This window comes from Alicyclobacillus dauci, assembly GCF_026651605.1.
Lineage (GTDB): Bacteria > Bacillota > Bacilli > Alicyclobacillales > Alicyclobacillaceae > Alicyclobacillus > Alicyclobacillus dauci.
In genome coordinates, this window is record NZ_CP104064.1 from 2,596,341 (window position 1) to 2,620,714 (window position 24,374).

At 47.8% G+C, this 24,374-nt stretch carries 29 protein-coding genes, 1 pseudogene and 1 other annotated feature; of the genes and pseudogenes, 6 read left to right on the plus strand and 24 right to left on the minus strand.

The features are described from left to right. Positions 1 to 218: 218 nt before the first annotated feature. The gene (locus NZD86_RS13185; RefSeq protein ID WP_268042333.1) at positions 219 to 464 is read left to right on the plus strand and encodes a hypothetical protein; all 246 of its coding nucleotides are present in this window, start codon (positions 219 to 221) and stop codon (positions 462 to 464) included. Continuing rightward, positions 461 to 967: a hypothetical protein gene (locus tag NZD86_RS13190; RefSeq protein WP_268042335.1), complete on the plus strand. Its 507-nt coding sequence runs from the start codon at positions 461 to 463 to the stop codon at positions 965 to 967. The genes NZD86_RS13185 and NZD86_RS13190 overlap by 4 nt, the downstream gene beginning before the upstream one ends. A gap of 102 nt (positions 968 to 1,069) precedes the next feature. Here NZD86_RS13190 and NZD86_RS13195 read toward each other — a convergent pair whose 3' ends face one another. The 5 genes from NZD86_RS13195 to NZD86_RS13215 form a co-directional block, all read right to left on the minus strand. Then, entirely contained in the window at positions 1,070 to 1,579 is a 510-nt protein-coding gene (locus tag NZD86_RS13195; RefSeq protein WP_268042337.1) for an Hsp20/alpha crystallin family protein, read from the minus strand. Between the two features lie 66 nt (positions 1,580 to 1,645). Then, positions 1,646 to 1,852, minus strand: coding sequence for a hypothetical protein (locus NZD86_RS13200; protein WP_268042339.1), 207 nt, complete (start codon positions 1,850 to 1,852; stop codon positions 1,646 to 1,648). A 52-nt stretch (positions 1,853 to 1,904) separates the two neighbouring features. Further along, on the minus strand, positions 1,905 to 2,177 hold the full coding sequence (locus NZD86_RS13205; RefSeq protein ID WP_268042341.1) for a hypothetical protein: 273 nt from the start codon (positions 2,175 to 2,177) through the stop codon (positions 1,905 to 1,907). Between the two features lie 55 nt (positions 2,178 to 2,232). Continuing rightward, a complete protein-coding gene (locus NZD86_RS13210) occupies positions 2,233 to 2,616 on the minus strand; it encodes a hypothetical protein (RefSeq protein WP_268042343.1) in 384 nt (127 codons plus the stop codon). 127 nt (positions 2,617 to 2,743) lie between these two features. Continuing rightward, complete coding sequence (locus NZD86_RS13215) at positions 2,744 to 3,799, minus strand: sulfite oxidase (RefSeq protein ID WP_268042345.1); 1,056 nt, start codon at positions 3,797 to 3,799, stop codon at positions 2,744 to 2,746. A 208-nt stretch (positions 3,800 to 4,007) separates the two neighbouring features. On the opposite strand from NZD86_RS13215, the gene NZD86_RS13220 reads away from it, so the two are divergent. Next, positions 4,008 to 5,321 (plus strand): ammonium transporter, encoded by a 1,314-nt coding sequence (locus NZD86_RS13220; protein WP_268042347.1) that lies wholly within the window; start codon positions 4,008 to 4,010, stop codon positions 5,319 to 5,321. A 64-nt stretch (positions 5,322 to 5,385) separates the two neighbouring features. Here NZD86_RS13220 and NZD86_RS13225 read toward each other — a convergent pair whose 3' ends face one another. Further along, positions 5,386 to 6,456 carry a branched-chain amino acid aminotransferase gene (locus NZD86_RS13225; RefSeq protein ID WP_268042349.1) on the minus strand — a complete coding sequence of 357 codons (1,071 nt, stop codon included), beginning with the start codon at positions 6,454 to 6,456 and terminating at the stop codon, positions 5,386 to 5,388. Between the two features lie 143 nt (positions 6,457 to 6,599). Beyond that, positions 6,600 to 6,913, plus strand: a binding site (T-box leader). Positions 6,914 to 6,981: 68 nt separating this feature from the next. Between NZD86_RS13225 and NZD86_RS13230 the strand changes: the two genes are divergently transcribed. Further along, entirely contained in the window at positions 6,982 to 7,317 is a 336-nt protein-coding gene (locus NZD86_RS13230; protein WP_268042351.1) for a chorismate mutase, read from the plus strand. 3 nt (positions 7,318 to 7,320) lie between these two features. On the opposite strand, the gene NZD86_RS13235 is transcribed toward NZD86_RS13230, so the two are convergent. The 14 genes from NZD86_RS13235 to rpoZ all read right to left on the minus strand — a co-directional run bounded on the left by NZD86_RS13235 (position 7,321) and on the right by rpoZ (position 16,468). Next, positions 7,321 to 7,998, minus strand: coding sequence for an LrgB family protein (locus NZD86_RS13235; protein WP_268042353.1), 678 nt, complete (start codon positions 7,996 to 7,998; stop codon positions 7,321 to 7,323). Further along, the gene (locus tag NZD86_RS13240) at positions 7,988 to 8,353 is read right to left on the minus strand and encodes a CidA/LrgA family protein (RefSeq protein WP_268042355.1); all 366 of its coding nucleotides are present in this window, start codon (positions 8,351 to 8,353) and stop codon (positions 7,988 to 7,990) included. The genes NZD86_RS13235 and NZD86_RS13240 overlap by 11 nt, the downstream gene beginning before the upstream one ends. Positions 8,354 to 8,404: 51 nt before the next feature. Further along, positions 8,405 to 9,133, minus strand: coding sequence for a YqjF family protein (locus NZD86_RS13245; protein WP_268042357.1), 729 nt, complete (start codon positions 9,131 to 9,133; stop codon positions 8,405 to 8,407). 317 nt (positions 9,134 to 9,450) lie between these two features. Beyond that, positions 9,451 to 10,626 carry a hypothetical protein gene (locus NZD86_RS13250; protein ID WP_268042359.1) on the minus strand — a complete coding sequence of 392 codons (1,176 nt, stop codon included), beginning with the start codon at positions 10,624 to 10,626 and terminating at the stop codon, positions 9,451 to 9,453. Between the two features lie 199 nt (positions 10,627 to 10,825). Continuing rightward, positions 10,826 to 11,827: a rod shape-determining protein gene (locus tag NZD86_RS13255; protein ID WP_268042361.1), complete on the minus strand. Its 1,002-nt coding sequence runs from the start codon at positions 11,825 to 11,827 to the stop codon at positions 10,826 to 10,828. Between the two features lie 149 nt (positions 11,828 to 11,976). Continuing rightward, positions 11,977 to 12,465: a GNAT family N-acetyltransferase gene (locus NZD86_RS13260; protein WP_268042363.1), complete on the minus strand. Its 489-nt coding sequence runs from the start codon at positions 12,463 to 12,465 to the stop codon at positions 11,977 to 11,979. Between the two features lie 241 nt (positions 12,466 to 12,706). After that, the gene (locus NZD86_RS13265; RefSeq protein ID WP_326492564.1) at positions 12,707 to 13,009 is read right to left on the minus strand and encodes a GNAT family N-acetyltransferase; all 303 of its coding nucleotides are present in this window, start codon (positions 13,007 to 13,009) and stop codon (positions 12,707 to 12,709) included. 4 nt (positions 13,010 to 13,013) lie between these two features. Beyond that, positions 13,014 to 14,252: an MFS transporter gene (locus tag NZD86_RS13270; protein WP_268042365.1), complete on the minus strand. Its 1,239-nt coding sequence runs from the start codon at positions 14,250 to 14,252 to the stop codon at positions 13,014 to 13,016. Between the two features lie 324 nt (positions 14,253 to 14,576). Beyond that, entirely contained in the window at positions 14,577 to 14,720 is a 144-nt protein-coding gene (locus NZD86_RS13275) for a hypothetical protein (RefSeq protein ID WP_268042367.1), read from the minus strand. Positions 14,721 to 14,983: 263 nt separating this feature from the next. Beyond that, complete coding sequence (locus NZD86_RS13280) at positions 14,984 to 15,145, minus strand: hypothetical protein (RefSeq protein ID WP_268042368.1); 162 nt, start codon at positions 15,143 to 15,145, stop codon at positions 14,984 to 14,986. Positions 15,146 to 15,200: 55 nt separating this feature from the next. Next, positions 15,201 to 15,545 (minus strand): hypothetical protein, encoded by a 345-nt coding sequence (locus NZD86_RS13285; RefSeq protein ID WP_268042370.1) that lies wholly within the window; start codon positions 15,543 to 15,545, stop codon positions 15,201 to 15,203. Beyond that, positions 15,545 to 15,721: a hypothetical protein gene (locus NZD86_RS13290; protein ID WP_268042372.1), complete on the minus strand. Its 177-nt coding sequence runs from the start codon at positions 15,719 to 15,721 to the stop codon at positions 15,545 to 15,547. The genes NZD86_RS13285 and NZD86_RS13290 overlap by 1 nt, the downstream gene beginning before the upstream one ends. 264 nt (positions 15,722 to 15,985) lie before the next feature. After that, positions 15,986 to 16,168 carry a hypothetical protein gene (locus NZD86_RS13295; RefSeq protein WP_268042374.1) on the minus strand — a complete coding sequence of 61 codons (183 nt, stop codon included), beginning with the start codon at positions 16,166 to 16,168 and terminating at the stop codon, positions 15,986 to 15,988. Between the two features lie 84 nt (positions 16,169 to 16,252). Beyond that, the gene (gene rpoZ, locus NZD86_RS13300; protein WP_268042376.1) at positions 16,253 to 16,468 is read right to left on the minus strand and encodes a DNA-directed RNA polymerase subunit omega; all 216 of its coding nucleotides are present in this window, start codon (positions 16,466 to 16,468) and stop codon (positions 16,253 to 16,255) included. Positions 16,469 to 16,894: 426 nt separating this feature from the next. Between rpoZ and NZD86_RS13305 the strand changes: the two genes are divergently transcribed. After that, positions 16,895 to 18,088 (plus strand): IS1380 family transposase, encoded by a 1,194-nt coding sequence (locus tag NZD86_RS13305; RefSeq protein ID WP_268042378.1) that lies wholly within the window; start codon positions 16,895 to 16,897, stop codon positions 18,086 to 18,088. Between the two features lie 38 nt (positions 18,089 to 18,126). Here the strand turns inward: NZD86_RS13305 and NZD86_RS13310 are convergent. From NZD86_RS13310 to NZD86_RS13320, 3 genes and pseudogenes are all read right to left on the minus strand, one after another. Next, positions 18,127 to 18,903, minus strand: a pseudogene (locus NZD86_RS13310) (LysR family transcriptional regulator); the annotation flags it as partial. A gap of 70 nt (positions 18,904 to 18,973) precedes the next feature. Next, positions 18,974 to 20,065 (minus strand): zinc-dependent alcohol dehydrogenase, encoded by a 1,092-nt coding sequence (locus tag NZD86_RS13315; RefSeq protein WP_268042380.1) that lies wholly within the window; start codon positions 20,063 to 20,065, stop codon positions 18,974 to 18,976. 84 nt (positions 20,066 to 20,149) lie between these two features. Beyond that, positions 20,150 to 21,430, minus strand: a complete 1,281-nt coding sequence (locus NZD86_RS13320; RefSeq protein WP_268042382.1) for a Rieske 2Fe-2S domain-containing protein — start codon at positions 21,428 to 21,430, stop codon at positions 20,150 to 20,152. A 240-nt stretch (positions 21,431 to 21,670) separates the two neighbouring features. On the opposite strand from NZD86_RS13320, the gene NZD86_RS13325 reads away from it, so the two are divergent. After that, entirely contained in the window at positions 21,671 to 21,913 is a 243-nt protein-coding gene (locus NZD86_RS13325) for a Rossmann-fold NAD(P)-binding domain-containing protein (protein WP_268042384.1), read from the plus strand. Between the two features lie 137 nt (positions 21,914 to 22,050). On the opposite strand, the gene NZD86_RS13330 is transcribed toward NZD86_RS13325, so the two are convergent. After that, positions 22,051 to 24,294, minus strand: a complete 2,244-nt coding sequence (locus NZD86_RS13330; RefSeq protein WP_268042386.1) for a YcdB/YcdC domain-containing protein — start codon at positions 24,292 to 24,294, stop codon at positions 22,051 to 22,053. Positions 24,295 to 24,374: the final 80 nt, after the last annotated feature.

Below are 24,374 nucleotides of genomic sequence, written 5' to 3' on the forward strand. Positions count from 1 at the left end.
ACCTAGCTCGCATTAATCCTCTGAAGTGTTGTAGTAGTGGGCATCAGATGATACGAGTTCCACTGAGCGATTTCGAGATGTAGCACAAAACACTCGATCCGGCTGTGCTGTAAGCCTTGTTTTCTGAATCACCTGCTGGACTCAAGCATATACTCCACTACGAACGTTCAGCCGTCATGGAGATATTTAAACTAAATTGACAAGGAGAACGCCTAAACATGCCATCTCTTATCGCCTTCAACATGATTACGTGTAACTCGCCGCAACAGAACTCCGGTACATATATCGGCGAAGTTAACATTAACGGACTAGACGCGAATCAAAAACAGAACGCTGGTCAAACAGGAACATATGGAGCCTTTATCGTTAACGGAAATTTCAATTATATGTTTGATGGGCTAGAGGTGATTGATGCTCCGATCCTCGACTCGGATGTCAAATCAAGCTTGAGTGGGCAAGTATGAAGAGTCAGTTACGTGAATCCCCGCCAATCAATATTAACGTTCAAGTTATATCCCACTGCTCCGGTATATTTATTTCTGATTCAAATGTGATTTACGGTTGGAGTTCACACGGGAAAGATAATATCGGGTTTGGTTCCCTAGATTCATCCAATTTTATAAAAAACAATGCTACTTTTATCTTTGACAGCGATTATGCTGATACCCTCATTGATGACCGCGATGTTCATGCCTTTGTTCAAAACCAGAAGAAAGAACCTTCAACTCAAATTATCGGGTTTGATAAAATCAATGTGAATTCTATGCAACAAAATAGCGGTGTTTTTGTGGGGCAATCAAACATTAACGGACAAGACACCCACGAGAAGGAAAACGTAGGCTATGGGAGTGTATATGGTACCAACAATAGGAGCTTAGGAAACGTTAGTGTGGTACATGATCCAGATCTCGTCGACGGAGTTATTCATGACCAAGACTATAAGCAGGGTATATTCCTAAATAGTTAAGGGGTATCAGGAAATACGCACGACTAAACCCGCGCCGTTTCGGTGCGGTTTCTTATGTCAGTGCCAAGTTTGGCGTTTTATCCACCCAGACGAGACGCAATATTATTCCTCACCAAAATCGATTGACACCAGACTTTCCGGACCATCATGTGACTTATCCTTTGTTAAATACACGACCAATAAGCCACTCCGATACACCGCTTTGACTTCATTTGCGATCACACGAATCGGTAATTCCACTTCACGCTCGAAATTTCCGTGATGACATTCCGACAACAGGACCGTATCGTCTCGGAGGTTAAAACGCGCGGTAATTGTTCCTTTGACCGATAAAAGGTTGGGACGAACACCTAATGCCACATCAGAGCTGCTTGACAACCCGGGAATCTCAATCACGGCAACAATCTCATTGCCCCGGTTGTATAAATCCACGCGTGGGAATTCATCCTCTTTATCTTCCGTTCGAGCTGAATCATTGAAGAACGACCCGTTTTGCATATTGGGAAGAGGAATATTCTTAAAAAAATCGGGTCCCAAGAACTTCTGGATGTCAGCCATGTCTCCGAAATTTCGTAAAATATCAAAAGGATTCTGATTGTTTTTGGATACCACGTTCTCCCCCTCCCAACTCTCATCGGATTTGAACTCACATGCATATCAAGGTTATTGGGGAGACAATCATTCAAAGAAACTGTCCAGAAAATCACCGTCGATGACCACCGATCTGTTCTCCTCGAATTGATTGTTGATACCGTGCGAGTCGCCAACACCCTCGTTGATTTTCTGTCTGGACACAAAATCGAAATGGACATTTCGCCCGTAAAAAACCCCAGACGTGTTTTCTACTCGGTCAATCTGTAGGCTCCCATACTTGAATGAAGTCATCTATATCCCCCACGAATGAACGTTATTGGGATTTGCTTTTCGAACTTAGCCACTATTTTGTGGTCTGGATTAATTTTCCGATCCAATCGGGTAACTCTTCACCTGATACACTCACCATGTCAATACTATCCGGGTCATTTAGCAAACTTCGTGTATCACGAAGCACGTTGTTGTCGCCATGAACGGAACCAAATCCCTGATTATGTTTTTTGAAACTACGAAAATTTGACACCCAATTGTTCCCCATATTCATGCACGAGGCACCTTCTATTTTTCCAATACGGATTGAACCGATGATAAAATTCGGTGATAACCCATTCGGCATCACGAATGCCTCCAGTTCTTGACCCACTCCAAATTGTCAATGACAAAATGTTTACTTAATTATGCAATGAAACCTTATATCCATGTTCGTGCTTCTCCATCCTTCCGCTTCGAACGGATTCGGGTTCCGATTGCGCTGTAGTATTCTGCTTTTCGTCCAATTTATCTTTTCTTACTTGAACGTCCTTTTGAACACGGTTAATGTCTGTTCCAAAGTTGTTCCCAAGATTTAAGGAACCACTTAATTCGTCGATATCCAAATGGTCCAGTTTAAAACTTAGTTGTTCTAAGGATGCTTTATCCACATGCAGTGTCTCAATTGTTATTTGAACTTTATGTTCTGAGACCTTATCCGATACCACAGCAAGCACTTGTGCGATTCTGTCCAGTCGTTGTAAAACTTCTTCTTCAATGCGCTTTCGTCTCCAGCCAAATAGCACATCTATCCCTGCTTTTCGTGTTCATTGATGCGGCTTACAACATGTTTGTTTTGTTTCCGTACCAGAGTATATGCATTCCGTTAGCTGGTTTAGGACATGCCTAATTGGTTGACGTCGTGCTTGGTTACTAAATTAAAATCTTGACATGTACTTTTGACATGCCGTTATACCCATAACCCATGCGATTCCACATGGGTACAAAAGGTTGAATTCGTCCGCTTGAGTCTCGTGCCCGTACAATGATTGTATACGTTCCCACTTCAGAAACCTCCCATGGAAATAGCCATTCTCTCCATGAATACCTGGAAGTAGATTGTTTTAAAAAGGCCTCGCTCCAAGTCATCCCATTGTCTAAACTTACTTCAACCTTTGTAATCATGCCTTTTCCTGTCCAGGCAATCCCCTCAACCTGGTGTATGCCTAGCCTTAATACGGAATAGTCTAATGGGTATTGAATAACAGAGTTAACGTGCATGGTTGTTACTGGGTATTTCCCAACATCCGTAACCGGATCTGGGTAATAGTTATAATCAACCGTTTGAAAAGGGCCCCCAAATGAATCACCAATGGCTGTTATTTGCTTTAGCCATTTGACAGATGCCATGGCATACCACTTCGGGACAATAAGCCGTAATGGATGTCCGTGCTTTACCGGGATCGACAAACCGTTATAGCTGTGTGCAATTATCGTATCGGGGTCAAGGGCCGCATTCAACGGCAAACTACGTTGAAAATGGTACTGTCCAGGTACGTTATTTGATTCACCATGGTCCCAACCTGTAAAAACAATTTCTCGTACGTTATCCTGCATACCTACAGCGGCCAACAGCGTCCCAAGGAAAACGCCCTGCCACACTCCCTGACTAAGAGCACCATCTTCCCACCTTTCTCCGTACACCCTGGGCCTAAAGTAATTCCTTCTGTTTCCAGCGCACTCTAGAACTGTCGTCACCTCACGACTCTTAAGAGAACGGATTTCTTCGAAGGTGAACGTCCTCGGACGATTAACCAATCCATCAATATGAACTTGATAAGATTGAGCCGATAAATCAGGGTAGGTAAAGTGGTTGCGGCGATAAAAATACTCTGTCGGAGTAACTGGGCCACGAAGGAAACGAATCGGGGATTCCATGTTTTCTGGACATAGTGATCTGGTGATGAGATACGGGCGATTTAACCTCAATATACATCCCTCCCCAGTTCACGATATGTACGCTTGTGGGAAAGATGCTGGGAGATGCATAATACCTCTCTACGGCAACTTCGTCCTATGCACCCAAAAATGAATTCGCTTACAGTTTATCTGTATGTAAGGAATACTTACATATCGTATTGCTCAATCCATCCAATCGGCATAATAATAAGATTATACAGCGATTGGAGGAGGACACATGCCACAGCCATCACTCTCCGTTGGACTGAATACAATATGGGTTGTGCTGACCGCCTCCATGATTTTCTTTATGGAGGGCGGATTCGCACTCTTAGAAGCGGGATTCATTCGCTCCAAAAACCACGTGTCCATTATCATGAAGGTGTTTGCTGACCTAATTTTTGGAGTATTCGCATATTTTGTAGTGGGATTCGGACTGATGTTCGGCAAAGATACATTAGGATTATTCGGACGATCCGGTTTTGCACTGTCCGGCTCCCTCTCTCACTTGCCGACGACCATCCCGCATTCTGCGTTTTGGCTGTTCCAGTCGGCATTTACAGTGGCAGCCGTCAGTATCGTCAGCGGTGCCGTAGCGGAGCGTATGAACTTTAAGGCCTATCTCCTATTCGCAATCATCATGACATCGGTTATCTACCCGATCTCTGGACACTGGGTGTGGGCGGCAGACGGGTGGCTTGGGAAGCTCGGGATGAAAGACTTTGCTGGTTCGACTGTCATTCATGCGATGGCCGGTTTTTCCGCCTTGGTAGCCGCTCAAATGGTCGGACCGCGCATCGGGAAGTTTGATAAAAATGGTCGATCACAACCGTTTGCACCCAGCAACATTCCCCTAGCCGCCATCGGCACCTTTATTCTCTGGTTTGGCTGGTTCGGATTCAACTCGGGAAGTACACTGAATGCAGAAGCAAATGATATATCACAAATTGCCATGAACACACTGCTCGCTTCCATTGCGGGCGGCGGAAGTGCACTTTTATACACATTATTCCGCAATGACAAAGCGGATGTCAGCGCAACGATGAACGGGATTCTTTCAGGTCTGGTCGCCATCACCGCGGGCTGTGCATACGTGAGCCCTTTTGCCGCGCTCATCATCGGGGCTTGTTCCGGTGTCCTGATGATTTGGGCCACCACCTGGTTTGACATCCTTAAAATTGACGATCCAGTCGGAGCCATCGCCGTTCACGGCGTCAATGGACTCTTTGGGACCGTCATGGTTGGCTTCTTCTCGCAACAAGGGGGTCTGTTCACGACCGGAAACATCCACCTTCTCGCCGTCCAGTGCCTGGGTGCAGTGACGGTCAGCGTGTGGGGTATGGCTACCACATGGGGTTCGCTAAAGTTAATTCGTCTCGTCAGTCCTTTACGGGTGACCAAGTCGCAAGAAGAACTCGGATTGGACCTAAGCCATCACGGATTGACTGCCACACATGTCGATCTCGGCGTTAAAACCAACAGCATTCCCGAACACCCCATCCTGAAGAAATCACATCATACGTCATTCATTCGTGAGACAGTCGAGGATTGAATATAACCATCAAAACGCCATGTAAAAAGAGTCAGTTCCACAAAGGAAACTGACTCTTTCTGGGTTACTTTACTTCCACTGTCCAACCGAACGGATCGTCTAGACGCCCAGTTTGAATGCCCGTTAACTGGTCGTAAAGCTGCTGAGCAACTTCACCGATACGCCCATCGTTGATGACCATTTGACGATCACGCCAGTTCAATTCACCGATTGGAGAGATAACCGCTGCTGTCCCGGTTCCGAAGGCTTCTTCCAACACCCCGTTGTCATAAGCACTTTGAACTTCGTCAATTGAAATGCTCCGCTCAACCACGGGAACGTTCAAATGTTTCAAAAGCTGAATGACCGAATCCCTTGTCACGCCATTGAGGATACTTCCATTAAGTGCCGGGGTAACCACTTCTCCATTGATTTTAAAGAAAACGTTCATGCTGCCAACTTCTTCGACGTACTTGTTTTCCACGCCATCGAGCCAAAGCACTTGCGCATATCCCTTCCCACCGGCCACTTCTTGAGCCGCGAGTCCAGAAGCGTAGTTGCCTGCCGTTTTTGCTGCTCCCGTTCCACCACGGACGGCCCGAACGTACTGATTTTCCACGTATATCTTTACGGGATGGACACCCTCTGCGTAGTAAGCACCAACTGGTGATAGGATGATCATCAGTTTGTACTGAGTTGACGGTGACACGCCGAGATCGGGTTCGGTGGCGATCACGAATGGACGAATGTAAAGCGACGTCCCTTCGCTTGCAGGAATCCATTCCTCGTCTATTTTGATGAGCTCTTTTAACGCCTCGAGTACCATTGTTTCGTCAACTGGCGGAATGCAGAGACGCTGATTGGAAAGGTTTAACCGTTCCAGATTTTTACGTGGTCGAAACAGCAAAGTACGGTTGTCAGAAGTTCGATATGCCTTCAGCCCTTCAAATATGGTCTGGCCATAATGAAAGACTTTAGCTGCTGGATGAAGACTGATGTTTTGGAACGGAATGATTCTTGGATCATACCACCCCTTGTCGATTACATAGTCCATCACAAACATGTGGTCAGTGAAATACTTCCCAAATCCAAGCGCGTTTGCCTGAGGTTTTTCTTTCTTGCTATCGCTTAATACGATGCGAAGGGTATCAGCCATTGAGAGCATCTCCTTTTATGATTACAAAATAGTATATCATCCTTATCAGCAAGAGACTGTGTAATCGGAAGTTTCCGTCATCATTTTTTCGCGGGACTTGACAATCCATTCTTCGTCTTGTAAATTGCATTTAACTTGATACGGAAACAGCGTCGATGGAGAGAGTACGTGTTTGCTTTTGCTTAGAGAGTCGGTGGTTGGTGCAAACCGAACGAAGCACTCATCGGAAATACACTCCTGAGCTGCCGAGTGAACGCCCTATGGGCTATTAGCTTGAGCCGGAAGCACTGTGCTTTCGTTATCTCAACGAAGAAAGGCATTTTGCCTTTGTTTTAGGGTGGTACCGCGAGTGAGCTCGTCCCTTTGGGGATGAGCTTTTTTGTTTTCGGTATCACACTGAAGTGAAAGACAGCTGTCTTTTAGTAGGGTGGTACCGCGAGAAAATCTCGTCCCTTGTCGGACGAGATTTTTTTATTTACGTCGCATTTGGTACCCAAATTCGTTTATTCGTGGAGGTAGATTCAGATGACAGATGCATGTTCCCTGAAGCAATTTCGTACCGAAATCGACTCAATCGATCGATCCCTGATCGAGTTCCTCGCAAAGCGTTTCGAATTATCCCTTGAGATCGCGATGGTTAAGCAAAAAACGGACGCACCCGTGTTTCAACCGAATCGCGCACTTGAGGTGAAACAACACTATTTGGCCATGGCCCGTTCACTGGGGCTCGACAGTGAGTTTGCACTCAACTTATACAAACTCATTCACGACGAATCCTGCCGAGTGCAGGTCCGGTCGAAGACGCGTTTTACCAACGTTGATCGTGACCGTACTACCACCGGCCAACCAGAGCTAATATAGGGTCTACAACGCTGGAACCAAATACGGTGCAATAAAGAGCGTCACAATCGCTGCGATAATCATGGAGATGCTGCTCATTGCACCTTCCACCGCACCGTACTCAAATGCTTTACTCGTCCCGGCAGAGTGTGCACTGGTGCCGAATAAAACACCTCTCGCGATTGGTGTTTTAATGTGCAATAGTCGAATGACTAGGGGTCCAATGGTGATGCCGGTCAGCGCCGTGATGATGACAAACACTGCTGTAAGCGTAGGATTCCCGCCAATAGCTGTCGATACGTCCATGGCAATCGGTGTCGTAATGCTCTTTGGCACCATGCTCTTGATGAGCGTTAAGTTGACGTTTAACAGTTTACCGAGGAAAAATGCGGCCGTGATCGCGATGACGACACCCGACAGGATGCTCACTAGCATCTGCACAACATTCCGTTGGAGCAACTTTATGTTTTGATATAACGGCACAGCAAACGCCACGGTTGCGGGTTGCAAAAAATACGTGACGATGTTTGTGCCAGCACGGTAATTTGCATAGGGAATGCGCGTAATAAGAAGTACTGCTACAAGCAGAATAGGCGTCGTCAGAATGGGCGTGAGTACGTCAAACTTGGTTTTCTTGTATATCCATCGGCATAATATAAAAAACACCACAGTGATGACGAGACTAGCGAGCTCAATGACCATGTCGTCTTCTCGCTTTCATCGTTGAGAACAACTCCGTAAAACCGCCACTGACAATCATGACTGCGATGGTGCTTAGGGCGATGACTAAAACCAGTCTCAGGCCCTCCGTTTGCATGAGTGGAAGGTACTGAATGACGCCCACGGCCGATGGGACAAAAAACAAGAGCATCTGGGACAAGAGGACGTTAGCACCCGACTGGACCCACTCCAGTCGAACCACTCGAAATTGTAACAGGAGCAAAAGCAAGACGAGGCCGATAATACTTCCGGGAATTTTGATATGCGTGACGATAGCTATTGCGTCACCAATGAGCGACATCAATACCAAGATGCCGATACCTAGGATGTTTCTCATTCTCTCCACCTGTTTCTTTATCTATTTAACATTCATTATCGTAGACCGTTCTTAGCTCCGGGTCAAAGGCCACACCTGAACTTCCTGCTGCCTTGAAAAATGTGCAAGTACTGGCTGAGACGAGCCAAACCCATAGTCGACGAGGGCAGAGCTTATGTGGAACGCCACTTCTGCTGTCTGCAGCGCCCATGGTCCATGGTGGATATCTCCGCGGTAAACTCGCCCTCGGAAAGTCGTATAAAAACAGTAGCGGTCCGTGAGCCAAGAATCAATGGAATGTTTACTGGATTCAAACACGTCAGAAACAGGTCGGATTGTAAATTCCAATTGAGAAGATGATAGGGACAAACCTGATGGATGAAGACGGTAGTGGATCCACTCATCCTGACGATCCACATGAATGGAAGTATCGTGATACGGCACGTGCAGAAAGCGACGTCCAAGTGCCGCGACGAGCCTGTGTTCTGCGTCCAAACGAAAGAAGAACACGCCGGGTCGACCATCTCGTACGACATAGGTCCGAAGATTGACCTCTGGGAATCCGTGAAAGCCGAACGCGGGAACGAATCTAGCGTGCATGTGGACGATTCGTAACGGTACCAGGCTGATCCATGCTTGTCCTTCGAATGTATCGAGAGTGAGCTCAGCCGGGATCATCGATTCGATGTGATGTATTGGTACGGGCCAGTGAATAAAGCCCAGGTTCATCCAACTCTGTTTCATGACCCATGGCCTGTTCGGAATAGGAAATTGTCGATGAGAGCTAGACCAATTTTCCACGCATACGCCTCCACGAGCATCATCATCGATATGGTTCCAGACTATCCTTCACCTCATGTATTCCAATGATTCGCCAACACCCCCAATTTAACACCATGGTATTATGTAAACTAACCGTGTACAATGTTTCTGTGAGGTGAACTAACCTTGAGCGTAGGTTTGAAGTTCACTTCTCCTCCCAAATTAATTCTATCGCCCTTACTCAGTCGAGTAAGGGCTTTTTTAGTTTCATTCACATCTTGAATCGCGCAAAATCGGGCTCCCCTATTCCAACAGGGGGCCCGATAATAATGCGTTCGTGTACTCGCTGTCCGCAGTTATCGTGGGTGGACTTCATCCTCATTGTCCGTGTGAATGTCCGCATCGATCACAGTCGCATCTGATTTCGCAGCCCGACGTTTAGCAATTTGCATGGCCGCGATCATCGTATCCATATCCCGATTCATTGCTTCGATTTGCTTTTCCCAATACGTCCGTTGTTGTTCAAACTTGGCGATTTCACGCTCGTGCTCGGCAATCTGTCTGCGCAACTCTGTACGCTCTCGTTGAAGTCGCATGAGCTCTCCAGTGTCATCAAGGATTTCAACTCCGCGGAGATATTCAATGAGGTCTTCTTTCGTAATTCTTGTTTTTGTTCGCTCCATAGTGTCCCTTTCCTCCAGCGTATCCTCCATGACTGAGCTAGCACTCTCCGCTTGATGATTCGCAGGTTCTATCGGTTCCAGCCGTTCGTGAGCTACCATCGTGAGCGTACTACTCATGTCGACATCCATGTTTTTTTCGCTAGAAATACCTGATTTCCGATCCGCCTCAACCTCATTATCCGGATTCAAAATAGGCTTCAAAATGGACTGCCACCTGGATTTGGTCTCTGAAACGCCCTTTGAGAGCAGCCCCATACCTGGGCGGATTATTTTCGCCAATCGATTATTCACACTTTGTTGATTACGCATCTCAGCAATATCATCAAAGCTTACTGACGAACTGGACAAATAGTCTATGATTTTCGTCAGACACGCTTCGTGAAAGGGGCCATCTAACTCCAGACGCGCGCATTCGTGGCAAACCATATCTGATAATTGGTCCAGAAACGACTCGCGGAGATAGAATTTCCTGGGCACTCGGTAAGATTTCCACTCTGCTTCCGAGTCAATCACTTCTAGTTTTCCAGCCGCCACTAACCGCTGTGCGGCCAGTTCGGCTGCATATTGGTTGATAGGCAGAGAACCCATGGCCTGAGAAAGCTCACTGATTTGACCTGTCGAAAGATCATGTTCGGCCAACGCTTTATTGAACAGGTTCAGCACCATTTGCTCTGCTTCTTCATCTGTATCGGGCCAGTTTTCCAGCACAAACGACTGGGGATCTCTGCGACTTTGAATGAACTGTTTGGCCTCTCGAACCGTTATATCATTCTTATAGTATTGATCATAAAGTGGCAGATTGTACTGTTCCGCGATTTCTATCGCTTCATATCCTTTGATGCTTCTCATGTATCTCCACATCCTTAGCCCTGTATATCGTCCCTCTGTGATCTCTATTGTATTCGAAATCGCACCAATGGTTTTGTCGCAAAACGAAATTAGTATGATCAATTGGATGGGACGCTGATCGATATAGGGCAGAAAAAAGCCTGGGGAAACAAGTGTTAACCGAGTCCCCAGGCACCCCCAAGTATACGTGGATTTTTAGTTAACTCGTCTTCAACATACGCAAGGCTCGATGCCGAATGTCGCCACTGTTCTTGTTTTCATCCGCAGCCAGTTTAGCTAAGCCGCGGATGACGGCTGAACCTGGGTCTTGAGCTAAGGTGACAGGTACTTCGATCCGGTCGCCAAGTGCTTGCTCAATCCGATAACCATTTGCTCCACCGCCGACCAATACGACACCCTTGTCCATGATGTCTCCCACGAGTTCTGGTGGACAAGTTTCAATAGCGCCCCTCACGAGTTCGATGACTTGGTCATAGTGCGACATCAGCGGCGCGACAAATACATCCCGACGGACCTGAACCTTACACGGCAACCCAGTTGCGAGACTGCGTCCTGTCATTTCGTATTCATCTTTTTCCTCGTTGAGTAACTCGTTCTTCACATACTCAACCGCGTGACGACTGACCAAAAAACCATACTCTCGACGAATCGCGTCCATGATTTCTTCGTCAATTCCAAACATGCCACGCGTCATACGACGGGCGGAAACGATACCACGCATGGACAACAGGCCGACTTCTGTTGTGCCTGCACCGAGATCGACAACAAGTGATCCAGACGGCGCATCCATGGGGACATCAGCACCGATGGCAGCCGCAACCAGTGAATCGAAAAATTTCACATTTTTTGCGCCAGCGTTGTGAGCCACCTCTTCCATCCCCCGTTGCTCAACGGACGACAAATCCCACGGAAGGGCAATGAGCATGGGCATCCGCAATGCTGCAAGCCGTGCAAAATTCTGTTCAACGACCGTCTTCAGCAACAATACTGCTGCGTCAGCATCTTTGATGGCCCCAGCTTCAATCGGTCTAGTGATGTCAACTGATTGAGGCGCACGCCCCTCCATTTTCAGTGCGTCGTTTCCAGCAACGATCACACCTTCCGCCCTTCGGGCAACAACACTGGCTTCTGCCACCGTGTCCTCTCTTTTCGAGGTCCGAATCCGTAGTGTGCTTGTCCCGAAGTCGATCATGATAGTCATAAAAGCGCACATCCTCTAAACCGTCTTTTCGACAGTTTTCGAGTCTTACTCCGTCGATGTGGGGGTCCACCGACCCAAACGGACTAAGGAAAATTCTGGGCTATCGTTTATTAACGCAACAGATGTGCTTGTGGTCTATCTATAATCGATTATGATAAGAGCAATTGGTAAAAGTGTACGTCCTGCCACCTTCCAAACTTAAACCCCACTTCTTTGAAACACCCAATATATTCAAAGCCGAGTGATACATGAAGTTTGATGCTTGCCTCGTTACCGCCTGTGATCCCGGCGATAACCACGTGATGTCCGATCTCCCGCGCCCGTTGAAGGATTTCCCGCATCAGGGTCTTACCTATTCCTTGTCCGTGAAATGCTTCATCAACATATACAGATGATTCAACTGTCTTGTCATAGGCAGCTTTGTCTCGAAAACGAGATAGGGAGGCGTAGCCAGCGACCACCCCGTCAACCTCGCAGACAATAAGTGGATGACTATCTGAGTAGTGCGAAAACCACACCTTGCGCTGTTCAAGGGATGACTCTTCCAAATCAAATGTAGCCGCAGAGTTGCGGACGGCTTGATTATAAATTTCTAACAGGTACGGCAAATCTTCGATGACTGCATCGCGTACGACCATTCGTAATCCTACCTTTATGACAACTGAACTTTAGAAGAGCATATTCCGAAGATGGTGAGGACGCAATAGTTGATACGCTTCCAAGATGGACTGGACGACTTAAAGTGGACTCCATTTCGTGATGAACCAAGGTTCTATGAACCAGATTGACGTCGGTAATTGCGCTTTATCATCGCAAACGCCGGATGCATATTGTGCCTCTCATAAAATGTCTGGAGGTGCTCATCACATGAAAGATCGATCATGTAGTAGTCACCCGTTGACGAATCATCGTGTGTACCAACTGATTACCGATGCCTTGACGTCTGTACCTCGGCAACACTTCCAGTAGTGGAATATATGAGCACAAAACACCGTCCGAAATGGCAGTAATGAATCCCACGATATTTGAGGTGACATCATCCACAGCAAGGACGACGTAGCTGCTGCGTCTCAATATTTGCATGTGGACGTCCTTTGATGGCGGATTTGGCCATCCTTCAAAGAAACCATCTGCAATCATATCCACGCTAATGGCCTCAACCGAGGTCTCGTATCTAATCACACGCTCACTCCTCATGGACGTTAGGAGTTAAGGGAAGCAGATTTTCTGGTGTTACCTGGTGGACCAACCGTTGTGTCAAAGGAAGAAGTGCCGCGATAATGAAGACGATGCCTCCGACCGTGGCGACCGTTTGGTAGCCCAAATTTTCCGCCAATGGAACTGCCAGTATCTCGCCGATAGGGATAGTGATGTAGGACCCAAAGTCATCGAATGCGCATACGCGTGAGAGTTTGTCATTTGGAACAGCTTGTTGTAATGAAGTATCCCATGCGATGCCTGAAATCGTCGACCCAGCTCCTGCAAACGCGGCAGCAATGACCAAATACGGCAAGCCGTAACCTTGACCGAGAACAATCATCGGTATACCACTAATAGCGATGGCTATCATGCAGTCACGAAGCGGACGCCGCAACTGCAGTCTGAGCATCACTATGCTTGCGGTGAAAAGACCGACTGATTTTATGCCAAGTGTCAGTCCCCATCCCGCGGAACCAAACGTGTTCATGGCAATAATCGGCCCAAGTACTTGCCACACACCCATCTGGACTAAATTCATCAACGCAAATGCAGCTGTTATCGACCAAATCCAACGCCGACGTCTGAAATACGACCAGCCTTCGCGCATATCTTGAAGCAGTGAACTACCAGCAACCGCAGGATGAGCAGAAATACGAACTCGTGTCAGACAAACAGCGGCGATGAAAAAGCTAGCGGCATCCACCGCAATCCCCCAACCCCCACCAACAGTTGCAACCAATACGCCCGCAACTGTTGGTCCGACCATTCTGGCAGCACTTCTCGATGTACTCAGCAGTGTATTGGCCTGCTTGATATGCTTACTATTCACTATCTCTGGGATAATGCCTCGCATAGCCGGTGACGTAAAAGCTCCCAGCACGCCATTTACAATGGCCAACGGGAAAAGCCAGTCTAGACTCGCCCCGCTCAGGGTGATGACGGCAATTCCTGTCTGCGATAGTCCAGAACCTAAGTTACTAATCAGTATCAGCCTGTCTCGACGGTAACGATCCGCAATACTGCCACCGACAAGCAACATCAAAACGTTAGGTATAATTTCTGCAGCAAGAATATATCCCAACAGATGTTGACCTTGTCGAGCTTGAAGTACGGCAAATGCTAGAGCCACTGGTGTCATGGCACTACCAAATAAGGAAATGGTACGACCAAAGTAAAACCATCGGAACTGGGAACTAGAGAGTGCCCCTGTCTTAAAATTGACCATATGCTCGCGTCTGCTCCCCTTTATTATTCCCGCGGGTTTCATTAGCATAAATTCTTTTTCAGAGCAAGTATAGACTTATAATTTTTTGTGATTTAAACTAATAATATGAAAATCGAGGCAGGTCAATTGTAGTTTGAGTGCTGCATATATCGAACATACGTTCTGATGAAGGCTACTCTCCCTACGAGAGCTTTTTATTATCGGCGTGATCGAGCACTTTGGATGCATCCTCTGTCTGGAATCTCGTTAAAACCCCCTCTAAGTGGTCTATGGTCATCCAATTTTTAACTATCACGCGAACCATGCGAATATTCGGTCCAATCATCATTTGAGTGACCGGGTAGCTTGGTACATGTTGAGGAGCCACTTCATGTTTCCGGCAACTCTGTAGTAGGCATAGTGTCCTTGAAGCACCTGGTTGATTTGTTTCGCCTGCGACTCAATCGACTCATGGCGTATTTTCCGCATCATTTCCTGCGCTTTTCCAATACGTCACTTGATTCGTCGCGTCTCATCGCTCGCCCTGTGATCTGACAGGTACTTTCGTCGATGTGCTTCTACGCACAGATTTCGCCGTACGCAGGCATCCTAGCTACTTAGATGTCTTGGTACTTTCCGAGGTCAGACTCTCACTGACTAGAGGAGCGCGTGCCTCTGGGCGCGCTAAAATCAACAGCCAGATCGCATGTGACAATCGCAGTCTGGCCTTAACATAGTTTGGAACGGATAACTTAGGCTTGAACGTCGATATTTTGACCTATTCCCATGAAGCTGAGATCGGATGACTGACCCGATGCAAGGCTAGCAGCATCCGACTGTTGTTGGCTTGTTGCAGCGGAGACTGCGGACAAAGCAATCAGCTGTGCGGCCGACGCAGCACTTGAAATTTCCATAAGATGTACACCTCCTCGTCAAGTGGATAATTTCGATATAAAATAACGCATACCTTTATTGCGTAGATGGCCTAAAAAATAACCCCATGGGGCCATCGGCTACAATTTTCTTGTACATGATGATGAGGTCTCGCTTCTTGGCTCGGTTGAAAATCACTACCTCGTCATCAACGGCTAATGTAATCCCATTCGCGATTGGCACCGATGCCGTCACGGTCGATGCCGCGTTAGTGCACACGTCCGCATGGAGTCCATCCGAAGCCACGGCATTCACTTTTCCATCCATCCACATTTGGCTGTTGTACACTTCCTCCTCTCTAAGCCATTCGCTGAACCATCCCCTAACCTTCTGTTTGAAGACCCGGTAAAACTGTTCAACAGTCATCGGAGGTTGCTGCATTACGAACCAACTGCTGTCACACGCCATATTGAGCCTGTCATCATGTTCCCCGCCTTAAAGGGGATGTTCTGTGTCTTGACTTGATAATTCCCATTCGTGCCTGTCCAATCGTCGACCAAGGTAATGATGTCTTCCGCGTACGTCATACGTATCAAGGGCGAACTTGGTCTCTCCATTGTCGGTGGATAAAGAAGGTTCGAATGACAGCTTGTTTATCACTCCCGGCCCCCAACATGATCGGGATAGATTCTCCGTGTGATCCCGGGACGAATGTATTCCCACCGTCAACACTCACGCTCATCGCGACATTCGTTCCCACCGGGATATCCGAGGACCATGGGAGAGATGTGGATTCGACGATTCCATAAGTATCTAGACTTATGGGGGGTGAGTCGCGGGTACCGGACGGCTGATACGCTGTGAAGTGTGTCGCTATCCAGTCATCTCAAAAACACTGATGCATCTTGTGTCCCGTCAGACTGAGTAGTGCTATCGTAACCGGTTGAACCATCCATGCCATCGCTGTCATTCCATGACGAGGAACCGACTAAAGCGACCGCCAATGTCTCACCCCAAATCAAAAAGCCGCCCCAAATGGACGGCTGGATATTGAACATTCGCACCAGTCAGTTCAATGAGAAAAACCACAAAAAAACACCCCGGATTTGGAGTGTTTTTATAGCCCATCATTTTTACTGTGGTGAATTTTATTTCGTTCTTCTTGGAATCTCTGTGGTCTGATAGAAGCTAATTTGTTTGTCGTGTATTTCATTCAAAGCAATGGTTACATTCCTACTTGTTTCAACGTTCGATAGCCGTTTGGCACCTGCTTGTAACTGGCGTGCCCTCATAGCAGCCATGATCACAATGGAGAATTTACTACCGAACATGTCGGTCAATGAATCAATTGAGGGATATAACATTCGATTTCGCCTCCCGTATCATACGCTAATTCGTCGTACTGTACAGGTTGCGATCCTGAACATTCAGTATATCATATTGACCCCGTACCACAATTCAAAACGTTTGCCCATTTTCGTGCAGGTTCCACAATCAATTCGGTTTCCACTGGTCAAAAATCTTCTGCACCCTTATTCAATCTTGCGCATTCGCACCAGTTAGTTCAATTTAAAGATATGGTTGCAAGTCTATATCCTGAAATATTCATAGCGTGATCGCGAAGGGACTGTAAACGCAAGCGGCACAAGTCTATAGGAGGGATTTGTCGATTCACTTAAAAGGTGACGTGAGCACATAGGAAAAGAGCCCAACCTTTGGTAGTGTTAAGGTGTCGAAGCCAAACACAACAAAGGAGTGCTCTTCTATTGAAAAGCCTACAAGAGAATGTCATGAACTTCAACCCTCGGATGAAGGTGAATTTTGACGGCGGTGACTTGACCTCGGATGCTGGACTACTCCTATACAAAGAATTTGATCACAAATTGGGTCTATTCGAGGCTGTGGAAGACCTACTTGTAGTTCATGATTCGGTCTTACATCGTGATCATCCGAACAGTGACGTGGTTCTTCAGAAACTGTATCAGCATATAGCTGGCTACCATACTGACGACCACGCAGATGATCTAGCCGTTGAGCCGTTGCTCAATGCGCAGTTGGGAAAAGAACGCTTGGCCTCACAACCCACGCTGTCTCGTTTTAACGATAAGGCGGATATGGAGACTGTAAAATCTCTGGAACATGTGAATGAAACGCTGCAGCGCCGCGTGTATGCTATAAAGCCCCAGAATCAATTCGTCTTTGATATGGATTCATCCGGCTTTGCTGCTTACGGAAAACAGCATGGCGCGAATTTCAATTACCACTATCAGCAACATGGATTTCATCCGTTGTTTTGTTTCGACGGATTGATAGGTGATTGCCTGCGGTCCGAGCTCCGTGCGGGGAACGTGTTCACTTCCCGTCAAGTCGTCCGGTTTGTCGGACCCGTTCTGAAACGGTACGAGACATGGTCACCGAACTCGCTCATTGTCATTCGTGGCGACAGTGGATTTGCCGTTCCAGGACTGTTTGAGTTGGCAGAGACTAATAGCCATAAATATGCAATACGCTTGAAATCAAACGCCCGTCTACAGTCTATTGCGCAGGTCATGGCGGATCCACTGCTAAACCCTGAAAGGTTACATGAACGACAAGTTCATTACAAGGAATTCATGTATCAAGCATCCAGTTGGGAACATGCCCGCCGAGTGGTCGTTAAGATGGAGCGTCCAGCAGGAGAACTCTTGTTTCAATTCACATTTATCGTGACCAATATGACGCTGCAGCCCAAAAACGTCATTCGCTTTTACTGTCAGCGCGGTCACATGGAGAATTTCATCAAAGAAGCTAAGAATGGATTTGCTTGTGACAAAATGAGCAGTACGGCCTTTGAATCGAATGCCGTAAAACTCCAGATAGCGATGCTCGCATACAACTTCAACAACTGGTTTCGTCGGCTCTGCTTACCGGAAAAGACTCGCTCGGAAGTCTGGATAATCGTTTCTTTGATGCGATCGTTTACGTTAGGGCGGGCCATTAAGTAAATTGGCGTAGGAGGGAGTGTCTTGCCAAGGTCAACTTGTACAAGTTTTCCGGTCTCCAATTCTTCCTGAACGATAATTTTCTGAAGGAACGCAACGCCAAGCCCCTTGCGCACCATCATCTTCAACCAGCCAACATTATTGATTTCCACCTGGCGATACTCTTTTAGATGATGTTTTTCCAAATGATGAGCAATCAATTTTGTCGTAAAGGACTCGCGGTTATACACAATGATTCGTTCGCTTTCCAAATCCGAAAAATCCACCTCGCGCATGTTAGCCAATGGATGATCCGGTGCACAGACCAGGATGTTTTGTTCATTCGCAACACGAATGAAAGACACATTTTCAACCGGTTCTGTTGGACGCAAGTAGGTAAATCCCAAGTCGACTGTTCCTTGCTGAATTTCCTCCATTAATTGCTCGTTGGCACTGATTCTCAATTTGAATTCACAGGTTGGAAACTGATCGTAGAGAACCTTCAGAACCTCTGGCATGATCTCCACGCCCATATGGTTGGGACAGGATATCTGGATCCTTTCTGGAGCAACAGACGTTTCCTTCAACACATCCAGCCCTTGCTGGATGAACTGAAACGCCTGTTCAAAGTACGGATGAACCTTTTTCCCGGCATCCGTGAGGACAATTTTCCTGCCATTCTCTCTCTGAAACAGCGTGCTTTGCAGTTGCTGTTCAAGTTGTTGAATACGAACACTGATTGTAGGCTGACTGATAAACAGGGCGTCTGCTGCGGCAGAAAAACTCCCCTTTTGAACCACCATAAGAAACGCTTCAATATTCTTTAATTCCAAATACATGTCACCACGCTACCATCAAGTTGAGTTCTCTGGCGTACAGCCATTTGAGATCGATGCATTTAATAGCATCTTACTTCCATGGTGACACAGTAACTAGTAACGGATTTGGTTCACCTTGCCCACCTGCGGTGCGAAGAGCTAAATCTGTATCACATAAGCCATAATCATGCGAGTTCATAACACGGAGGGGAAACTTACCAGAGGCTACAAAGTCGATTGCCATCTTGACGGAATGGTAACTGTGCCCACGTACACCCTTTACCGTAAGGCTCTTTTCATATATGACGTCGAGATCGAGGTCTTGAAAGAGTTTCTTCTTGAGGGCTCCCAGGAGCACGACTCCGCGTTTTTTCGCTACCTGTAGCGAACTGACAACCGGTTCGGTGCCTCCGCTGGTGACATCCAGTACGACATCGGCCATCCTTCCTCCCGTTATCTCCGCCACTCTCTCAACTAAATCTTCTGAACTCACATTGACGGTATAATCAGCTCCGAGCCTACCAGCCAATTCCAATCGCCGAATACTGCTGGTTCGACCAGTGACGATCACGGTTTCGGCACCCGCTGCTTTAGCAGCCAGCGCACATGCTAAGCCTTGTTGTCCAGGGCCTTGAATGACGACAACCTGGCCAGGTCCAACACCAGCCACCGTGCTCATCCACTCAAACCCGTTCGACACGGGCAGGATAAGAGCAGCCTCTACAGCGGGCACATGGTTAGGAATCTTGTGTACAACTGCGTTCGGGTGCAGATACATATACTGACTAAAACCGCCAAATAGACTCGGTGAAACGTCAATCGGTGTCGCACCGTACCGAATGCCCGTCCGCGGATCTGTTTCCGAACACAGTCGGTAGTAACCCGTTCTGCACAAATCACACTGTCCGCAAGGAATGTACTCTTCCATTGCAATCCGATCACCCTCTTTGATACCCCAACGCTGTGACGCGACTTCACCAATGCGGTCAACATAACCAACGACATGATGACCCAAAATCATCGGTGCACTGAAATTCCGATAATGAGATACGTCCGTTCCACAGACCCCGACAATTTCAACTCTCAAAATCCCCGCATCCGGCGCTATCCTCGGAAGCTCAAGCTCGCGAATCTCCGTTTCCAACACACCGATTGCCACCGCAGATTGCGACTTTTCACTCACAATAGTTCATCTCCAACAAACATTTTTGAAGTGCGATGATCAGTACCCTACCAGGTTGCTCTCGGACACCATAATCGTTCTATGTCAGACTGCCTCAAAATCCTTCTCTGTTAGTTTTAGCGCGTCTTGTGCGCCCTCGTGAAATGGCAGACCTTTCGGTAGTAAGACAGATGCAGCCCGAACACGATGGCTTTCGGCATCCAGTGCCGGCAATATTTCACCTTTTTCGTGCGAGCGAACCGCATCCAACAGGCAACGACGCGCTTTGATAATCGCCGTATCACTCGTCCCAAGTCGCTCAAGTGAACGATCCGCGATTGGCCCAGCACTAACTTGTACCGCATGGTCTTCCATTCCCACACCAAAAATACCGGCAAAGGACTCTCTGCGCTTTTGCATATCGCGATCGATTAGGAAGTCATTCTCCTTATTCGCCACTGTACGGAATGTCCCAGGAATCAATTTGGCATGGATCCCCACACCAGATTTCATCTGCTCAACTTCCTCTTCTGTCAAATCCCGTCCTGGTGTCCAACTCCAACTCCATACCCAACAATTTTCGTCATCAATGGGGACCCAAGCGTGACCTCCACGAGGTGCGCCCCCAAATGGTGGGATCATCGTATACCACGGCATGATAAACTGCGTGATTCGCCAGTAGTAATTGTCCTCGTCTGCGTCCCGACGCGCACCGATAAGCAACCCATAATCTGTCTCCATCACTTCAAATCGCGGTGCTGTGTCTTTAGCGAGTAGAGTTGTACTGCTGCTTTGCTTCGAAACCCCTAGATTGCCCACCGATCCCGAATGCAAAATAGAAACGTGGCTCGAGTCAATCCCGCCCTCTAGGCCCTGAAAGTAATTGCACTCTTCGATTTTTTTTGAGATGTAACGTTGACTGTCTGGGACCATCATCCATTCCTGCTCTGGGAGTTCTGGCTTATACGCCGGATCGCCCATGTAAGTCCAAATGATTCCACCGCGTTCTTCGCAAGGGTAAGACTTGATTCGAATTTTGTTTTTGAAATTGCTTTCGGCGGGTTCAGATGGGAGATCTACGCAGTTTCCCTCTACATCAAATTTCCACCCATGGTAGGCGCACCGGATCCCGCACTCTTCATTGCGGCCGTAAAAAAGTGAAACTCTGCGGTGCGGACAGTATTCATCGACCAATCCAACTCTTCCACTTGTGTCTCTAAATGCGATGAGCTCTTCGCCCAGCAACTTCACCCGGACTTGTGGGCAATCGGGATACGGGAGTTCCTCAGTCATTAGAGCTGGTATCCAGTAACGGCGGAGAACTTCACCCATCGGTGTTCCAGCCCCCGTTTGGGTCAACGTTTTATTGTCTTGGTAAGATAGCATATTCCTCTCTCCCATCATGTCGAGTTGTTGCTGTTCATTCTCGCGGAAGAGTTAAGCGGTTTCAAATTGTTTGTTTTAATCGTACCCATAGAGAAAATTAATACTTCTTTCGGTATTGGTTTTCTCTATGGGTGCAATTACAGTTATTTATTTGAGTTACTTTACTAAATTGCCATATAATTTTGCGTGACAGGGATGATATTGATCTCAAGAGGTCTCTGATGAAAGAAGGACTGTCTCATGACAGACAAAGAACTTAGGGAAATCATTATCCGATGTTATCGCGGGAAAACGATCGCCATTCTCGGATACCGAGATGCCTCTTCGAGACAACGGGCTGCGTTTTTGCGCGATCACGGTATCCATGTTCTCATCGGCCTCCGGACAGACGATGAATATTGGCACGATGCGGAGATGGACGGCTTTACGGTCCTTCCTGTTTGGGAAGCCGCCGAGCAAGCTCAGATAGCGCAATCTTACTAACCGCCAGTCAATCAGCCAATCCTTTACAATAGCTGCAAATCTCCCTCATGCGTGGCAGGAAACAAAGCAGGGACCTCTCCATGTGGGAAGTCCCTGCTTTCATGTTAAACAAGCGGTGTCGCGAGTTATGGGGCGAATTAGTTGCCGGCGGCTATCAGTGTTTTGATAGCCTTGACGAGCGCGATCGCTGCATCACCTGCCGACAAATTGCTGTTCGGCTCAAACTTGCCGCTGACAAGTGGAATGATTCCCTCGTCGCTCACGATGGTTGCCGCTCCGCGTTCGGATGAAGGAATGGCACTCGAATCGGAATACGGATACTTGAAGAATGTAGCGTTCGACGTTGGTCCGCTCCAACCCATCCACTGAACGATCCACTGGGCCGCTTGGAGACGTGTCAAAGATGCAGACGGATTGACGTTTCCGTTGTTTTTCAACCACCCTTGCAGGATGGCCTCGGACAAGTCGGACGCGTACGGGTCAGTCGCCTTAACGTCTGGAAATTGTGGTGACGGCGTACTGCCAATGTTCATGTTGTAAGCCCGACTGAGCCATTGAATGAACTGCTCTCGGCTAATCGGATCTTTTGCAGAGAGCGACTTGTCCCCGGGCACAATGATACTGTGTTCCTTTAGGAGTGCCAAAGCTTGGTCGGCTTGAGTCGTACCCTTCGGAAGGGGCACGGACGGATTTAAATCCCCAAACGGCTGCTGCGTGATCCAATTCCCCGTCAAGGCGTTTAATGTACCCGGACCATACGGCATTGGTGCGCCTGCGTAAACAAGCTGTGCAGTCGAACCATAGGAAATCTGAAACGGCCCGGTTTTTGAGGTGGGCAGCGTTTCAGGTAGGTCGTACTGGAGAACGACGGGATCGCGCTTGATGTACGCTGATTTCGCCGCTTGAGCAGAAATGGCTTTCGATGGGTCCGGGAATTGCGAACTGACATCGTCATCTAGATTAAAGTTTTCCACTTGGCCAGTTACTTCGTTGACACTGACTTGTAATCCCCGGAAGGGAATGCCATTTACAAGAAACACATACTGCTCGTAAGCCGTATCCGGTTGACCGAAGATCATGCTGTTTGGATCTCGCGCAATCGCACCCGTCATAGTTGGAAACAGTTTCTTCACGAAGTCGTCAGCAACAGTTTGCGCTTGTGCGTCCGACAGCGAAGATGAAGCGCCGCTACTCGCGGAACTCGGCTGGCTATTATAGTTATAACTGAGAATTACCCCATCAGTGGCATCAACCGTTACCGACACATTGTCATTGTTTTGATTTGTCAAACTGACATTCCACGTCTGGTGACCCGAAAACGGACCGCCAAAATAACTTGTGCCTTGTCCAGAACCAGACGGCGTCCAGGCATCGCCAGTGAGTCCAAGGAGGCTACGCACCTCATTTTCCGCATCAGACTGTGTCATAGACTCCGTTTTCGGTGTGGGGAACGTTGCAGGACCGCCTGGGACGATCGGCTGAGGCGTAGCAGCCGATTGGCTGTCGTTGGTCGGTTTTCCATCAACGCCCACTGACTGCCCTGTGGTCGCATCGATCATGGGTGCGCCAAGACCGTACACTGACTTTGATGCCGAGACAGGAAGGTAGACCAACTGAATGGGACTTGAACCGTGCATGTTGAATGATCGTTGGTACTGCAGTTGTAACTGCAGGTTATCGATGAACTTTTGCTGGGCCGTGGTCTTATCAAGTACCGAAGAGGGCTTGCTTGGGAAGCTAACATCATGCCAACTCAGGTTATAGTTCACCAGATTGCCGGAGCTATCGAGATCGACCTCGGCCTGATTAAAAGGGGCAGGAATGCCATCGACCTCTTCTACAAAGAGAAATGAGTATCCGCTGTTCATTGCACCAGAAGTGGGTTGTAATGTTAATTTTGCCGCCTTGCTTGGCGCGAGCTTGTTCAACCAGTCGTTCGCCATTTTCGTCGCAGCACTGAGCGTGACAGGTTTGGAAGCGTCCCAGCCTTGACCGTTATTATTATTAAATTGCAGCACGTCGCCCGTGGTCGCATCCACCGTGGCATGTGCGAAATTGGAACTGAGATTCGGTCCTGCCTGCTGACGGAATGCCATTTGATTCCAGTTCACCTCGTAGACCATCCGGGTAGATTGAGATGGATCAGACTGCAAGGTCACCATTGGGTTTTGGATCTCTTTCGATAGACTTGGAAATAACTTAGTAACGATGTTCATCGCATCGGTTTGCGACACCTTTGGCTGCTGGGGACTTGACCCCGGACTTGTCGCAGACGTCGTCGCGTTTGACGGAGTATCAGTTGCCGCGAGGGCAGTCGAGTAGCCAGCGCCAAGAACCAACATCGCGCCAACGGCCCCGACCCCCACACGTCGTAACTTCATCACAAATGATCACACTCCCGAATGGTTTTAGAGACATTTACTTTTTAGTCCAACCAAAATATCCCTATGTATCCATCCTA